Source organism: Myxococcus sp. AM009, from assembly GCF_013372605.1.
Classification (GTDB): domain Bacteria; phylum Myxococcota; class Myxococcia; order Myxococcales; family Myxococcaceae; genus Myxococcus; species Myxococcus vastator.
On record NZ_JABXEP010000186.1, the window covers coordinates 1 to 14,573 of the forward strand.

The 14,573-nt window shown below is 70.9% G+C and carries 15 protein-coding genes; 5 read left to right on the forward strand and 10 right to left on the reverse strand.

Translation table 11 applies throughout. The features are described from left to right. Positions 1-684: 684 nt before the first annotated feature. Complete coding sequence (locus HV824_RS31180; RefSeq protein WP_176420157.1) at positions 685-1,515, forward strand: M57 family metalloprotease; 831 nt, start codon at positions 685-687, stop codon at positions 1,513-1,515. Positions 1,516-1,643: 128 nt separating this feature from the next. Here the strand turns inward: HV824_RS31180 and HV824_RS31185 are convergent, their stop codons facing one another. Beyond that, complete coding sequence (locus HV824_RS31185) at positions 1,644-2,024, reverse strand: DUF5335 family protein (RefSeq protein WP_176420156.1); 381 nt, start codon at positions 2,022-2,024, stop codon at positions 1,644-1,646. Between the two features lie 136 nt (positions 2,025-2,160). Beyond that, positions 2,161-3,306, reverse strand: coding sequence for an AAA family ATPase (locus HV824_RS31190; protein WP_176420155.1), 1,146 nt, complete (start codon positions 3,304-3,306; stop codon positions 2,161-2,163). Between the two features lie 252 nt (positions 3,307-3,558). Between HV824_RS31190 and treZ the strand changes: the two genes are divergently transcribed. From treZ to HV824_RS31205, 3 genes are all read left to right on the forward strand, one after another. After that, positions 3,559-5,418: a malto-oligosyltrehalose trehalohydrolase gene (treZ, locus tag HV824_RS31195; protein WP_176424878.1), complete on the forward strand. Its 1,860-nt coding sequence runs from the start codon at positions 3,559-3,561 to the stop codon at positions 5,416-5,418. Between the two features lie 305 nt (positions 5,419-5,723). Continuing rightward, positions 5,724-7,067, forward strand: coding sequence for a discoidin domain-containing protein (locus tag HV824_RS31200; protein ID WP_176424879.1), 1,344 nt, complete (start codon positions 5,724-5,726; stop codon positions 7,065-7,067). Between the two features lie 127 nt (positions 7,068-7,194). Then, a complete protein-coding gene (locus HV824_RS31205; protein ID WP_176424880.1) occupies positions 7,195-8,631 on the forward strand; it encodes a M20 family metallopeptidase in 1,437 nt (478 codons plus the stop codon). Here the strand turns inward: HV824_RS31205 and HV824_RS37710 are convergent. The 4 genes from HV824_RS37710 to HV824_RS37725 form a co-directional block, all read right to left on the reverse strand. After that, positions 8,621-9,565, reverse strand: a complete 945-nt coding sequence (locus tag HV824_RS37710; protein ID WP_255208489.1) for a hypothetical protein — start codon at positions 9,563-9,565, stop codon at positions 8,621-8,623. The genes HV824_RS31205 and HV824_RS37710 overlap by 11 nt on opposite strands. A 3-nt stretch (positions 9,566-9,568) precedes the next feature. Further along, positions 9,569-9,718, reverse strand: coding sequence for a hypothetical protein (locus tag HV824_RS37715; RefSeq protein WP_255208490.1), 150 nt, complete (start codon positions 9,716-9,718; stop codon positions 9,569-9,571). Positions 9,719-9,867: 149 nt separating this feature from the next. Next, positions 9,868-10,125 (reverse strand): hypothetical protein, encoded by a 258-nt coding sequence (locus HV824_RS37720; protein WP_255208491.1) that lies wholly within the window; start codon positions 10,123-10,125, stop codon positions 9,868-9,870. 66 nt (positions 10,126-10,191) lie between these two features. Next, positions 10,192-10,443, reverse strand: coding sequence for a hypothetical protein (locus HV824_RS37725; RefSeq protein WP_255208492.1), 252 nt, complete (start codon positions 10,441-10,443; stop codon positions 10,192-10,194). A 102-nt stretch (positions 10,444-10,545) separates the two neighbouring features. Between HV824_RS37725 and HV824_RS31225 the strand changes: the two genes are divergently transcribed. Beyond that, positions 10,546-11,118: a glutathione S-transferase family protein gene (locus HV824_RS31225; RefSeq protein ID WP_176424881.1), complete on the forward strand. Its 573-nt coding sequence runs from the start codon at positions 10,546-10,548 to the stop codon at positions 11,116-11,118. Positions 11,119-11,203: 85 nt separating this feature from the next. Here HV824_RS31225 and HV824_RS31230 read toward each other — a convergent pair whose 3' ends face one another. The 4 genes from HV824_RS31230 to HV824_RS31245 all read right to left on the reverse strand — a co-directional run. Continuing rightward, positions 11,204-11,734: a hypothetical protein gene (locus tag HV824_RS31230; protein ID WP_176420150.1), complete on the reverse strand. Its 531-nt coding sequence runs from the start codon at positions 11,732-11,734 to the stop codon at positions 11,204-11,206. 27 nt (positions 11,735-11,761) lie between these two features. Then, on the reverse strand, positions 11,762-12,736 hold the full coding sequence (locus tag HV824_RS31235) for a HEAT repeat domain-containing protein (RefSeq protein ID WP_176420149.1): 975 nt from the start codon (positions 12,734-12,736) through the stop codon (positions 11,762-11,764). 14 nt (positions 12,737-12,750) lie between these two features. Then, the gene (locus tag HV824_RS31240) at positions 12,751-13,971 is read right to left on the reverse strand and encodes a hypothetical protein (protein WP_217917906.1); all 1,221 of its coding nucleotides are present in this window, start codon (positions 13,969-13,971) and stop codon (positions 12,751-12,753) included. Positions 13,972-14,066: 95 nt separating this feature from the next. Then, positions 14,067-14,573 (reverse strand): PEGA domain-containing protein (locus HV824_RS31245; RefSeq protein ID WP_176424882.1); only part of this gene is annotated, 507 nt, incomplete at its 5' end.

Sequence of the window (14,573 nt, forward strand, 5' to 3'; positions counted from 1 at the left end):
GCAGTGGGGTGGGATTCCTTCAGCGCCGACACACAGGGGGGCAACGGCCGCGTGGGCGCTGGCCACCGTGCTGATGAGCACCGTCAGCGCCGCCACCACGTGGGGCCAGGCCACCTCCAACCACGCGGGGATGTCGAACAGGTGCATGGCGAACGGCGGGGTCCTCCCGCTTCCGCCTATCACGCCCGCCTGGTACGCGCAGTCCTCCGCGCCCCAGGGCGTCGGGAATCAACGCCCCCGCGGCCGTTGCCCCCCTGTGTGTCGGCGCTGAAGGAATCCCACCCCACTGCGGTGAAGGGGTTGACGCAGGATGTCTGGGAATGCATTTTGCCAATGTCTGGCATTTTGCAATGGGGGCTTCTCCTCGGGCGCAGCGGACCTGACCCACGGGGCAGGTGACCGATAACCAGACAGCGCTGTCTGGTTTGTGTGCGGCTCCCTCGAAAGAGGCGATTCCTCCGTGAGGACGCCACGTTGCCGGGCGCGGCGTCAGGAGTGTTTACGTTGTTTGACTTCAAACTTGGAAGGTCGTCGTTCCATGTAATGCCGTGAAGTCTTGCTTTGTCCTCTGGGCGTCAGCTTGGCGCGGCGGTTGCTCATGGGCGGAGCGCTCCAGGCCGCGGCTGGCGGAATCGCCGGGCGGCCGGTGCGTCCCCCGAAGTAGGCGTCAGAGGAAACCCCAAGATGCTCAAGTTCCGCTCCGTTGCGCTGGTGGCTGGTGTGGCCCTTCTCGGTTCCGCGTGTGGTGGCCCGGAGGCCTCCGAATCCGAGCAGCCGAAGATGACGTGGGAGGAGTTCCGGGCCTCGGTGTACGAGGACCCCGAGGGCAAGCTGATTTTCGACGGCGACATGGCGCTGGACAGCGAGGAGGAGCTGCGGGCCTTCTTCGACAACAGCGTCGCGGCGGAGACGGGCACCAGCCGGGGCGGCCTGGCCGTCTACAACACCAGCTCCAGCAAGTCCCCCACCGGTGACGTGAAGTGGAGCGCCACCCAGGCGCGGAACCTCACGTACTGCGTCAGCAGCACCTTCTCTGGCAACAAGTCGAAGGTGGTGACGGCGATGAACAGCGCCACGGCGGCCTGGGAGGCCACCGCGAACGTCAACTTCACCCACGTGACGGCGCAGGACACGGCCTGCACCGCTTCGAACAACAACGTGCTCTTCGACGTGCGTCCGGTGAACTCGGGCGGCCAGTACCTGGCGCGCGCCTTCTTCCCGAACTCGGGGCGCTCGGGCCGCAACGTGCTGGTGGACAACTCCGCCTTCGGCAACATCTCCCCCTGGACGCTGACGGGCATCATGCGCCACGAGCTGGGCCACGTGCTGGGCTTCCGCCACGAGCACACCCGCTCGACGGGCAGCGGCTGCTACGAGGACAACGCGTGGCGCGCGCTGACGACGACGTATGACCGCGCGTCCGTCATGCACTACCCGCAGTGCGCGGGCACCCAGACGGGTGACCTGGTGCTCACCACCCTGGACAAGCAGGGCGCTCGCGCGCTGTACCCGTAGTCCCACGATGCAGGACCGTCCCCCTGGCCGCGCCGTGAGGCCCGGTCAGGAGGGGCGCGCTGGCTGGAGGGCACCCCTTGCTCGGGCGGGTGCCTTCCGGCCTCATCGCGTTCGCGCGGGGCCCGCCGTCAGGACGGCGCGCCGACGCCCTGCTCCTCGGCCGCGTGGGCCGACTCGAAGTAGATGAGCGTCTTCACGTGGTCCGCGTCCTCGATGTCGAGGCACTCCAGTTCGCCGCTCTCGCTCTCGTCCGCGTAGATGTGGTCGGGCTTGAGGATGCGGTGGGTGACCTCTCCGCCCGGCCGGCCGACGATGATTTCCACGGACCCCTTGTCGCTCCCCTTCGGCTCGAGGGCGATCTCCACCAGCGGCAGCCTGCCGGCGAGCGGCTGGTCACCGAAGTCGGCGCTCTCCGTCTCGATGCGCACCCAGTGGTCGCGCTCCAGGTTGCTCAGCAAGGCCAGGTAGTCCCCCCAGCCTTCCTTGGGTATCTCCCGAGTGTGGTGCATGTGTCTGCCCTCCAGATTCCGTTGCCCAGCAAAACCGTAAGGCTTGTGCGTGCGGGGTGTGGAACGGGCCTGCTCCCCTGGCACGTCACCACACGCCGCGGCCGGGCGCCGGGTCCGCTGACCGGAGGCAGCGTGGCTATGCGAGCCGGGCCTGGACCTCGCCGGCCTCCAGCGTCAGCCGGAGCGTGCCGTCGTTGCCCTGGTGGCCAAAGTGCTCGTAGGCGGCCCGCTCCAGCAAGGGAGCGAGCGTGGTGCGCAGCCCTCGCGCGCCTGTCTCCCGCTTGAGCGCGCGGGCGACGACGAACTCCCGCACGTCGGGTGCCACCTGCAGGCGCAGCCCTTCTTGTTCGAACTCCCGCTCGTAGGCACGCAGCACGTTGTGCTGGAGGATGTCGCCCAGGGTGGCCGCGTCCAGGGGCGAGAAGGAGACCAGCCGGTTGAAGCGGCCGATGAGCTCCGGGATGAAGCCGTAGCGCGCGAAGGCGGTGGTCTGTTCCAGCTGCTCCTCCGTCACCCGCGTGGCGATGCTCTCCGCTCGCGCCGGGAGGGGTTCGCGGCCGAAGCCCAGGTGCTCGCTCCGCGCCAGCCCCTCCGCGGTGGCGCCCAGGCCGCTGAAGGCGCCGCAGGCGATGAAGGTGACGCAGGCCAGCTCCATGGTGTCGGGCCGCTGGCGGCTGGTGAAGCCGAAGTCGGGCGGGAAGTCCGCGCTGGGGGCGGACAGCATGTGCAGCAGGCCGCGCTGCACGCCGAAGCCGCTGACGTCCTTCGTGGTCTGCTGGCCAGCGAAGCGGCTGTCGGAGCGGCTGGTGGCGAGCTTGTCGAACTCGTCCATGCACACCACGCCGCAGCCGGCCCAGGCCGCGTCCCGGTCCGCGGCCTCGTACAGGCGCGACAGCAGCGTGCTCACGTCGTCACCCACGTAGCCCGTTTCGGAGAACTGCGTGGCGTCCGCCAGCACGGTGGGCACGGCGAGGATTTCGCGGAACAGCAGCTCCACGAGGAACGTCTTCCCCGAGCCGGTGGGCCCCAGGAAGAGGCAGTTCTCCCGCATGCCCGGCTCGGGGGCGAGCCCCTCCAGGTGCAGGTGGCGGATGCGGCGCAGGTGCCGGTATGCCAGCACGCACGCCGCGCGGCGCGCCTCATGCTGCCCCCGGTAGCCCAGGTCCGACAGCCGCTCGTCGATTTCGCGGGGAGAGAGGAGTTCGATGGCGGCGACGCGCGCGCGCACGTCCTCGTCGGGCGATTCGGGCAGCGGCTCCAGACCAGGGCGGGTGATGCTCATTCCAGGGGACTCCAAGCAGGGGCGGGTGGCGCCGGAGGGCGCATCATCCTGGCGGTGGGCGGGGCCGACAAGGCGGGCCGCGCGCCCGCGCACGGCCGGCTTCGCGCCCGGGGTGTCGTCGCGAACACCGTCGGCCGGTCCCCATTCCTTCCGGGCACCATGCCTGCCCGTGAACATCCGCCGCCAGGCGGTCGCGTCCGGCCGCACGGAGTGCTCCTCAAGGACAGGGGTGACGCATTAAAGGACTCGCCCATGGGTCCAGCGGATGAGTCTTTGGCAGCGCGGTCGAAGGCCCCTCTCTTGGGGGCGTGGGTGGAGGCGGACGGGCAGGTGCGGTGGCGGGTCTGGGCGCCTGGCCACCAGCGCGTGGAGGTGGTGCTGCACGACGCGCAAGGCAACCCCGGCCGCGTCCTGCCGATGACGCCGGAGCCCGGCGACTGCTTCGGCGCGGTGCTGGAGGGACAGGGCGCCGGGCTTCGCTACAAGCTGCGCGTGGACGGCGAGGGCCCCTTCCCGGACCCGTGGTCGCGCTCGCAGCCCCAGGGCGTGCATGGACCGTCCGAGGTGGTGGCGGCCGACTTCGCCTGGACGGACGCGGGCTGGAAGGGCGTGGCGCCCCAGGCGCTGGTCCTCTACGAAGTGCACGTGGGCACGGCCACGCCCGAAGGCACCTTCGAGGCGCTCATCCCGCGGCTGGCCGGCCTCAAGGAGCTGGGCATCACCGCGCTGGAGCTGATGCCGGTGGCGTCCTTCCCGGGGCGGCGCAACTGGGGCTACGACGGCGTGAACCTGTTCGCGCCCCTGCGGGACTACGGCGGCCCGGAGGGGCTGCGCCGGCTGGTGGACGCCGCGCACGCGCACGGGCTCGCGGTGCTGATGGACGCCGTCTACAACCACTTCGGACCGGATGGGAACTACCTGCGGGTGTACTCACCGCACTACTTCACCGGCCGCCACCACACGCCGTGGGGCGACGCGGTGAACTACGACGGTGAAGGCAGCGCCCACGCGCGGACCCAGGTGCTGGCCAACGTGGAGATGTGGATTGCCGACTACCACCTGGACGGCCTGCGCCTGGACGCCGCGCACGCCATCATCGACGAAGGCACGCCGCACCTGCTCACCGAAATCGCCGCGCGCGCGCGGGCCTGCGCCCCGGGCCGGCAGGTGCATGTCATCGCCGAGGACGAGCGCAACGAGCGGCGCCTGCTGCGCCCCGCGTCGGAGGGCGGCCTGGGGCTGGACGGCGTGTGGGCGGATGACTTCCACCACCAGCTGCGCCGCGCCTTCGCGGGCGACAGCGAGGGCTACTACCAGGACTACACGGGCAGCACGGAGGACCTGGCGCGCACGCTGAACCAGGGCTGGTTCTACGAAGGGCAGGTGTCGAAGAACCTGGGCCACGCGCGGGGCACGAAGGCGGAGGGGCTTGCGCCCTGGCGCTTCGTCCACTGCATCCAGAACCATGACCAGGTGGGCAACCGTGCCTTCGGCGAGCGGCTGGGGCACGACGTGAGCCCCGCGGCCTTCCGCGCCATGAGCGGCCTGCTGCTGCTGTCTCCCTACACGCCCCTGCTCTTCATGGGGCAGGAGTGGAACGCCAGCACGCCCTTTCTCTACTTCACCGAGCACAACGCGGAGCTGGGCAAGCTCGTCACGGAAGGGCGGCGCAAGGAGTTCGCCGGCTTCGCGCGCTTCGCGGGCGCGGAGGTGCCGGACCCGCAGGCGGAGGACACCTTCACCCGCTCCCGCTTGGACTGGGCGGAGGCGGAGAAGCCAGGGCATGCGGGCGTGCGAGCGCTCTACCGGGAGCTGCTCCGGCTGCGCGCATCGGAGCCCGCCCTGCGCGAGACGGGCCGGGGCTCCTATGAGGCCCGCGCCCTGGGGCCGGACGCCCTGGTGCTCGAGCGGCGTGGGGGCGGCCAGCGCCTGCAGGTGGTGCTCAGCCTGCGCGGCGCGCTGGAGCATCTGGTGCCCGCCGGCTCGGAGCTGGTGCTGTGGACCGAAGATGCTTGCTTCGGCGGCTCCGAAAAATTGCAGCCACTGAAGACAGACACCGTGCGGCTGAAGGGTTCGGCTCTGGCTGTGATAAGACTTCCCGCAAAAGACTGAGAAACGTGCGGTGTTTCATCGCGCGTTTCACTGCAGGGCGAGCGGGCATGGCTGAAAACATGCTCAAGAAATGCCGTGGGAATTCCATATCGACTCAAAGGGTATTGGGGCCCGCAGTCCGTCGTTGAGTCGGTAACACCTCTGGCCGCTCCTGGAAGAAGCCTCCGCGCGTAGGTGCGGGTGCTTGCTTCCGGGCGGCCAGGGAATGGAAGTCCACGCGCCGCGGGGGGAACGCGGCGCTCCGGAGGGGCTCTTGGCCGCTCCGAGGTGCCGCGCGAGCTCGCGGCCTCACATGAGGTAGTCACTTGAATCGACAGCACTCGACTTCGTCCCGGGGGGGATGGAAGCGCTTCCGCACGTCTGTCACCGCGTTCTCGCTGGCCGTCGGCGCGTTCGCGACGCCCGCGCTGGCCGCTGGAGGCTTCGTCACCGCCACCGCCAGCTCCTACGACGGACCCACCCCACCCGCCATGGCGGTTGATGGCAACAGCGCCACGCGCTGGTCGGCCTTGGGCGCGGGCCAGTGGATTCGCGCCGACATGGGCTCGGTGAAGCCGCTGAACGGCCTGGATATCGCCTGGTTCCGTGGCAACGAGCGCATCAACCTCTTCGACATCTCCACGTCGACGGATGGGACCACGTTCACCCGCGTCTTCGTGGGCATCTCCTCCGGGAAGTCGATTGGCTTCGAGCGCGTCACCTTCCCCACGGTGAACGCTCGCTACGTGCGCGTCACCTTCTACGGCAGCACCCAGACGACCTGGGGCAGCATCACGGACATGGTGGCCCTCTCCGGCGCCACCGTCCCGGAGCCCGAGCCGGAGCCGGAGCCCGAGCCCGAGCCGGAGCCGGAGCCCGAGCCCACGCCCACCCAGGACAAGTTCGGCGTGACGATGCTCTACCCGACCAAGTCGGGCGGCGAGCAGTGGTTCCTGGCGGACAACGCGACGTCCGACAAGCGCTTCGACCCGCAGAACACCATCAGCCGCAACTCGGACGGCTCCTGGAAGATGAAGAACAGCAAGGTGCGCATGTCCGTCTTCACCTCCACGGGCTACAGCGCGTCCAAGATTCCGACCTATGACCGCGACGTGCTGGCCAGCCGCGGCTACATGCAGGCGGCGAACGACTGGCGGAACGTGGAGATGACGGGCTTCATCAAGGTCAACTCCGTGTCCGACAACTCGGACAACTTCGCCTGGTACGCGCGCGGCGGGAAGCACAACGACAACCACTCTGGCTGCGAGGGCAGCGCCTACAAGGGCTCGCTGCACTATGACGGCCGGGTGCGCTGGCAGAAGGAGACGTGGCACGTCTCGTACGACCAGGCGTCGTACAAGTCCGGCACGTCCGCGCTCCGCGGCCGCTGGGTGGGCTTCAAGTCGGTGATGCGCAACACCAAGGTCAACGGCAAGGACGCCGTGCGCCTGGAGATGTACCTCAACGAGAACGCCGACAAGGTCACCTGGAAGAAGGTCTACGACATGGTGGACTCGGGCGGCTGGGGTGGCGACGCCAGCCACTGCGGCGGCGCGGTGAACGCCATGCCCATCAGCTGGGGCGGCCCCATCGCGGTGTTCCGCTGGGACAGCGCCACCGACGTGGACTTCAAGTGGCTGTCCGTGCGCGAAATCCCCGCGGAGCAGTGAGCGGCTGACGGCGGCTGACGCCTGCCCCGGCGCTCCCAGGAGCGCCGGGGCGGGGCGTTTTCAGCTCCTGTGGTGGATTCCCCCTGTCGACAGGGGCCCCTCTCCCGTGTTCTGGATTCGGTCCGACATGGCCATGAACGTCCAGACCGCCACCGACACGTCCGACCGCATCTGGGAGCAGGAAATCCTCCCCGCGCTCGAGCGCTACATCCGCATCCCCAACAAGTCGCCCGCCTTCGACCCGGACTGGGTCCGCGCTGGCCACATGGAGGCCGCCGTCCAGCTCGTCGCGGACTGGTGCCGCGCGCAGGCCCAGCACCTGCCCGGCCTGGTGCTGGAGGTGGTGCGCCTCAAGGACGAGAAGGGCCGCGAGCGCACGCCGGTCATCTACATGGAGGTGCCCGGGACGAAGGGCGACGACACCGTCCTCTTGTACGGCCACCTGGACAAGCAGCCGGAGATGACGGGCTGGCGCGAGGGCCTGACGCCGTGGACGCCGGTGCGCGAGGGCGACAAGCTCTACGGGCGCGGCGGCGCGGATGACGGCTACTCCGCCTTCGCGTCGCTCACGGCCATCCGCTTGCTGCGCGAGCAGGGCCTGCCGCACGCGCGCTGCGTGGTGCTGATTGAGGCGTGCGAGGAGAGCGGCAGCTACGACCTGCCGGCCTACATCGAGGCGCTGGCGCCGCGCATCGGCAAGCCGTCGCTGGTGGTGTGCCTGGACTCCGGCTGCGCCAACTACGAGCAGCTGTGGATGACCACGTCGCTGCGCGGCATGGTGGCCGGCGACCTGCGGGTGGACGTGCTCACGGAGGGCGTGCACTCCGGCGACGCGAGCGGCGTCGTCCCGTCGTCCTTCCGCGTGCTGCGGCAGGTGCTGTCGCGCGTGGAGGAGGAGGCCACGGGCAAGGTGTTGGTGGAGGCCCTGCACACGCAGATTCCGGAGGCGCGGCGCGAGCAGGCCCGCGCGGCGGCCAAGGTGCTGGGCGAGGAGGTCTTCACCAAGTTCCCCTGGGTGCCCGGCACCCGCCCCATGTCGGACGACGGCGCGGAGCTGGTGCTCAACCGGACGTGGCGTCCGGCGCTGTCCGTGACGGGCGTGGACGGCATGCCGGCGCTCAGCAGCGCGGGCAACGTGCTGCGGCCCTTCACCACGGTGAAGCTGTCCATGCGCATTCCGCCGCGCGTGGACCCCAAGGCGGCCATGGAGGCGCTGACGCAGGCGCTGGTGAAGGACCCGCCGTACGGCGCGAAGGTGACGTTCGAGGGTGAGAAGTCCAGCACCGGCTGGGACGCGCCGCCGCTGGCCTCCTGGCTGTCGAGCGCGGTGGAGTCCGCCTCCGCCACCTACTTCGGCCGGCCGGCCATGGCCATGGGCGAGGGCGGCACCATCCCCTTCATGGGCATGCTGGGCGAGCGCTTCCCGGAGGCGCAGTTCCTCATCACCGGCCTGCTGGGCCCGGGCAGCAACGCCCACGGCCCCAACGAGTTCCTCCACATCCCCACGGGCAAGAAGCTCACCTGCTGCGTGGCCAGCGTCATCGCCGACCACTTCAAGCGGTAGGCGGCTCGCGCCGGGCCCGCTTCCCACGCTGGGGAGCGGGCGGCGCGTCCAGCGCCTCGTCGGTGAGGCGCACGGCGCGGCGGTTCCAGGAGAACGTCAGGCGCTTGCCCGTCTCCGGCCAGTCGAAGGACACCGCGCCCGTGCGGCCGTCCTTCTCCAATGACAGACGCACACCCCACTGGGGCGCCTCCTGGACAAGGTGGCGCACGTCCTGGGCCACGGCGTCCACCGCGTCCCGCAGGGCCACGCCCAGGTTCATCAGGCCGAGCTGCTCTCCGCTCAGGATGTGGGGGGCGGGAGGCGGCGTGGACTCCAGGAACTGCTGCTCGCCCACGGGCCGGAAGGCCGTGGACGTGGGCGGCGCGTCCATCATCAGCAGGGGGCCGCCGTCCGCCTTGCGGAAGAAGTACGGCACGTCATAGCGGGCCAGCTGCTCGCGCTCCTCCGGGCTGAAGCGGTCCAGGTGGACGCCCACCGGACTGTGCTCGTAGTTCCCATGGAACAGCGTGGTGATGCCGCCCGACAGGGGCAGCCCCACGCGCCGCCAGAGCTCGGAGAAGAAGGCCCGCTCCCGGGACCAGAGCCCGAAGCCAGGGGCGTGCAGCAGGGAGATGATGAGCGCGTAGCGGCGTGTCCCCAGCGCGTCCGCGAGCCGCGTGTCGTAGCCGTCCAGCGAGCCGTCGGTGTCGCGGGGAAGCCACGGCCCGAACTGGACGGGCTGCCCCTGGTTGATGGTGAACTGGACGTCCGTGCGCGCCTCGAGCGCCGTGGGCGGCTCCGTGGCGCCGCGTGAGGCCCCGAGCGCCGCGTCGAACACGTCCGCCTCCATGAAGGGACTGACGCCTGCCGCCTGGTAGCGCACCGGCCGCTGGTTCCAGTAGCGCGTGACGAAGGTGTCCCAGTCGAACCGTCGCTGGATGTCGATGCGGGCCATGCGTCAGGCCTCCTTCGAGGGCACGCGCTCGATGCCGCGCAGCGCATGAAGGGTCTCCAGCAGGGTCCGCACCTGCTCGCGCTGGGCCGCGCCTCGCCCCAGGCCGCACAGGGCGCCCACCCGCACGGGGACGCCCGGCGCCAGCCGTGGCACGCGCGTGCGTCCCCGCGTCCCGGGACATGCTCGCCCTGGGCCTCCAGGAGCTTCACCGCCAGCGCCTTCACGGCCTCCAGGGGCTCACCGCCGCGCACCGGAATCCACAGCCGCAGCGCCAGCGCGCCCTCGTCGCTCGCCTCCTCCTGTCAGACGTGGGACGGCGCATACAGCACGTCCCCGGCCTGGGCCTCCACCGTCCGGGCCTTGCGGGCGTCCTTCGTCCACTGGCGCGCGCGCAGCGCGGTGAAGCGGGCATGGTGCTCCCGGCGCGCGGCGCCCTGCGGCGGCTCGCCGAAGCGGCCCAGCCACAGGTCGCTGACAATGGGCAGCACGGGGACACCGACCTGGGCCAGCACGCCGTCGACGAAGGCGCGCACGCGCTCCCACTGCGCGTAGTCCAGCATGAGCGGCTGCTCCACGAAGCACTGGAAGCCGCGCGCCGCGCCGAGCTTTCGGCTGACGCGCTGGAGCTATGCGGTGGCGTCCGCGTCCTTCTCCCCGGGCAGGAGCGTGCCGGGCGCGCGCAGGCGGGCGGTGTCCGCGAAGAAGCGCACGTCGGGCAGGGCGCGGAAGGGCGTGCCGAGGCGGAAGGGCGCGCTGACAGAGACGAGCCCCTGGAAGGCCTGCTCGGGGGAAATCAGCGGAGCGCCCAGCCGCAGCCGCGTGGGGGTTCGCTCCCAGTGTCTGCTCGCGAAGCGGGCCCAGTCGGGGGCATGTCGCATGGGCATCGATTCCACCATCGGCGTCTGACGGCAGGTCCTTCGCCGTGCGGTTGTTCTGCTAGGACGCAGCGCTGCCCACCACCGGAAAGGTCAGGTCCGACGATGAAGCTCTATTTCAACCCCCGAAGCCGCGCCGTCATTGCCAAGTGGATGCTGGATGAGTGCGGCGCGCAGTATGAAATCGTCCCCGTCGACTTCGAGAAGAAGGAAAACAAGTCGCCTGAGTTCTTGAAGATCAGCCCCGCTGGGAAATTGCCAGCCTTGGTGGATGGCGACACGCGGCTGTTCGAGGGCGCGGCCATCTGCCTCTACCTGGCGGAGAAGTTCCCGGACGCGCGGCTCGCGCCCCAGCCGGGTGACCCGGACCGGGGGCGCTACCTGTCGTTGATGGTGTACTCCACGTCGCAGCTGGAGCCCGCCATGGGCGACCACCTGATGAAGTTGCCCACGGGGCCCTCGCGGGGCTGGACGGACTTCGAGACGGTGCTGAACGTCATCGAGGGCGAGCTGGGCCAGGGCCCCTACCTGTTCGGTGAGCGCTTCACCGCGGCGGACGTGATGATTGGCTCGATGTTCATCTGGATGCGCATCTTCGGGAGCCGGACGGGGCGTCCCGCGCTGGAGGCCTACGTCGAACGGCTGCTGGCCCGCCCCAAGGGCATGAAGCTGGGCTGAGCGGCGCCTTCGCGCGAGGCCGAAGGCCCGGACCTTCCGCTGTGGGACGTGTCCGGGCCTCCTGGCGGCCCACGGGGCCGGTGCGTCAGTCCAGAACGCCGATGGTCTTCGCGCGCGTGACGGAGCTGCCCACGCTGACGTAGCCCTGGTACCAGGACGTGTCCTTCGTCCCCAGCTTGTCCTGCTGGAGGTGGGCGTGGGGCCCGGTGGAGTTGCCGGTGCCGCCGATGTTGCCCACCTGGCAGCGGTCACACGTGCGGTTGCGGGAGTCCGCCGTCTTGATGAAGTGCCACTGGCGGAACGTCCAGCCGCTCTTCCAGACGTGGCGCGCCTCGTTCTGGTTGCCGCTGCCGCTGCCGTAGCAGACGACGCCGCTGGTGCGGATGGTCACCGCCCAGTAGACGGAGCCGACCACGCCCGTCTCCGCGCCCCAGTAGTTGCACCGGCCACCGCTGCCGATGTCCACCGCGCCGTGGAAGGTGCCGCTGCTGTAGCGGGTCAGGGCCGTCACGGAGCCCGTGTGGGTGCCCTTGACGGTGTGCGCCGTCACGGACGCGGGGATGAGCGCCACCGCGGCCAACGCCGCCAGTGAGGACTTCCAGGTGCTGCTATGCATGAGGTGTTCCTTTCAGTGGACTGCCTGTCACGGAGCCTGCTGCAACCGCTGCTTCTCCCTCAGGAGCAGGCTCCACTCCTGAAGGCCCATGCCGAGTACCTGAATCCACGCGTCGGCCTCCCGCGCCAGGCGCGGGTCCATGTCCCGCAGGCGCTGGAGGTCGGCGATCGCGCCGTCGAAGCCGAGCTGGGCCACGCTCTGGAGCAGCGCCTTGCGCACGCCTTCGTCCGGCTCCTCGCGATACATGGCGAGCAGCGACTCGCGGGCTTCCTGCATCTGCTCCGCCGGGACGCCCCCCAGCGCGTTGACGGCGGCCTTGCGCACGCTCGCGTCGTCGCTGCGCAGCAGGGAGGTGATTCGCTCCGCGGACTCCGCGCTGATTTTCTCCGTGGAGAGGTTGTCCAGGATGCGCGCCGTCACCTCGGGGTCCGAGGAGGCCACCGCGGCCGTCACCGCCGTGTCGGCCGCCGGGCCGTACTGGCCGGCGTACACGTGCGCGTTGTCCTCGATGAGGTTGGTCGCCGCCTCCTGGCGCACCTGGGGGGACTCGTCCCGCACCATGCGCTCGTACAAGTCGCCCGTGCGCTCCAGCGCGCCGGTGCGCCGCATGGCCCGCAGCGTGGCGGCGCGGATGGACGGGTCCGCGTCCTGCAACGCGCGCTGGGCCACCACGTCCATGGCCTGGGGGTCCGCTTCTCGCTCCGCGCGGGCCACCAGCGCCGCCGCCAGGTGCTCGGCCATGACGGGGTCCGTCTCCCGCGCGAAGGCGTCGCGCAGCTCCGCGTCCGGCAGCGTGACGGCGGCCTCGCGCAGCAGGGTGCGCAGGTAGCGCTGGTAGGACGGCGAGCCGGCCCCCAGCCCGCGTCGGAGGTCATCCATCAACCCGCGCACGGAGCAGGTGCTGGCTCGGAGCGCGGGCTGCGCGTCGGCGGAGGCCGCGTGCGCGCCGGTGGCCAGCAGGGGGAAGAGGGGAAGCGTGAGCAGCAGGCAGAGGCGTTTCATGGGAGCTCCCGTGCTCAGTCGTGACCGACGAGGCAGCCGAAGGGGTCCTGGTCGGGCAGGCTGTTCCAGAGCCGGACGAAGTCGTGGAGCCCGCTCGCGTAGAGCTGCTCGAAAATCTGGTAGAGCGGCTGGAAGCGCGGGTCGGTCATCGCCATGTTGGCCATGACAGGCAGGGCCTCGCGGCCGGAGGCGCGCGCGGCGAAGCGGAAGAGGGCCCACCGCACGCACGTCTCCTGCTCCCGGGCGAAGGCCTGGGCGAACAGCTCCAGCACCTCCTGGGGGTCCCCGGAGATGGAGAGGTTGTGCGCGGCGGCCTCGCGCCCGTCCGGGCTGCCCTCCTGCGTGAGCACCTTCGCGTACTGCGCGCGGGTCTGCTCATCCAGCACGGGCGTGGCGTGCATGGGCGTGGACAGCGCCAGGTAGCGAATCTGCTCATCGGGGGACTCAGTGCCGATGGTGAGCAGCGCGTCCATGTACGGCGCGGCGTTGCCCTTCGCCTCGAAGTCGCGCTTCATGACGCGGGCGATGGTGCGCGTGGCGGCCCAGCCCGCCTCGCCGGAGACGGGGTCCTTCGCGAAGGACGTCAGCGTGTCCAGCGCCGCCGGCTCGAAGCGCTTCTGCGTGTCCAGCGCGGCCAGCAGGCCCGCGCGCCGTCCGCCGTCGAGCGTGGCGTCCATGCCCTGCGCCAGGAGCTGGGTGGCCACCTGGGCGTGGTGTACCGCCTCCGAGCCGCGCAGCGCCGTCAGGAGGACGTTGAACTCGTCAGGCCCCGCGGTGCGCGCCCAGGACAGCACCTCGCTCGCGCGGCCCGGGTCCTGGCCAATCAGCTCCGTGAGGCGCTCCGTCAGGTAGTCCGCGACCAGCGAATCCCCCGACGCGAGCAGCGGCGCGGCCCACGCGCGGAAGTTCTCCAGCGTCACCGCCGCGTCGAAGCGCTCCAGCTCGCGCCAGCACACGGCCTCATCGAAGCGAGGGGGCGGCGGCTCTTCGTCCTGTGTCCCACCCGCGCCCGCGCGCCCGCCGTGGCCACGCCCACCGGCTGCGCCCTTCCGGGACGCCGCGGCGGCGCCGGCTTCGGCGTCGGAGGACTCGCCATCGCCGCCGCGCGACGACAGCAGCGCCACGCCTCCCACGAGCAAGGCCGCGCCCGCGAGCCACGCCAGCGCCTTGGGCACGCGACGGCCCGGAGCGCCCGGGGCGGGAGCGGCGGAACGGTGGATGGATTCTGGGGTCATGGCGCCTGGGCCTGTGAGGGGGTCCACTCCCCCTGAGGGCCCGGCGCGCGCGCCGTCTCAGAAAATCATTTCGCGCGGATTTTCCCGCGCGAGGCTCAGCGGCCCGTCTTGATGCCCAGGCCGCCGCCCTGGCCGGAGTGGGTGGACCGCTTCGTCCCGGCGGCCGGAGTGGCCGTGACGGGCTTGCCGCCTCCGGAGCGCCGCAGCTCCAGCCGCAGCTCCTCGTCCGTGGCGGACACCTGCCGCGTCACGGGCTCGTAGCCGTTGAGGGCCAGCGTCACCGACACCGGGGCGGCTCCGGCCTCCAGCGCCAGGCGCAGCGGCGTCTCTCCACGCGCCTCTCCGTTGACGCTCACCTGGGCCCCGGGGGGCTCGGTGATGACGGGCAGCTCCACGTGGCGCGCCGCCGCAATGTCGATGCGCGTCGGCGGCGCGTCGGGCGCGATTTCCGGCTGGTGTGGCACGGCCACCTCCACCGGCGGCCGGACCGGCGTGGCGTCCGCGGGCGAGCGGAAGAAGACGATGCCCACGCCCGCGATGAGCAGGCCCAGCCCCGCGGTGGCCACCGGCAGCCAGGGGATGCGCCGGGGCGGCTCGGGGGG

Bases quoted from the DNA above. Each gene is read 5' to 3' on its own strand.
- HV824_RS31185 (WP_176420156.1), bottom strand. From the start codon at position 2,024: ATGCACCACACTCGGGAGATACCCAAGGAAGGCTGGGGGGACTACCTG.
- HV824_RS37720 (WP_255208491.1), bottom strand. From the start codon at position 10,125: ATGCTGGACTACGCGCAGTGGGAGCGCGTGCGCGCCTTCGTCGACGGC.
- HV824_RS31235 (WP_176420149.1), bottom strand. From the start codon at position 12,736: ATGAAACGCCTCTGCCTGCTGCTCACGCTTCCCCTCTTCCCCCTGCTG.
- HV824_RS31240 (WP_217917906.1), bottom strand. From the start codon at position 13,971: ATGACCCCAGAATCCATCCACCGTTCCGCCGCTCCCGCCCCGGGCGCT.
- HV824_RS31225 (WP_176424881.1), top strand. From the start codon at position 10,546: ATGAAGCTCTATTTCAACCCCCGAAGCCGCGCCGTCATTGCCAAGTGG.
- HV824_RS31230 (WP_176420150.1), bottom strand. From the start codon at position 11,734: ATGCATAGCAGCACCTGGAAGTCCTCACTGGCGGCGTTGGCCGCGGTG.
- HV824_RS37725 (WP_255208492.1), bottom strand. From the start codon at position 10,443: ATGCGACATGCCCCCGACTGGGCCCGCTTCGCGAGCAGACACTGGGAG.
- HV824_RS37710 (WP_255208489.1), bottom strand. From the start codon at position 9,565: ATGGCCCGCATCGACATCCAGCGACGGTTCGACTGGGACACCTTCGTC.
- HV824_RS31190 (WP_176420155.1), bottom strand. From the start codon at position 3,306: ATGAGCATCACCCGCCCTGGTCTGGAGCCGCTGCCCGAATCGCCCGAC.
- treZ (WP_176424878.1), top strand. From the start codon at position 3,559: ATGGGTCCAGCGGATGAGTCTTTGGCAGCGCGGTCGAAGGCCCCTCTC.
- HV824_RS31205 (WP_176424880.1), top strand. From the start codon at position 7,195: ATGGCCATGAACGTCCAGACCGCCACCGACACGTCCGACCGCATCTGG.
- HV824_RS31180 (WP_176420157.1), top strand. From the start codon at position 685: ATGCTCAAGTTCCGCTCCGTTGCGCTGGTGGCTGGTGTGGCCCTTCTC.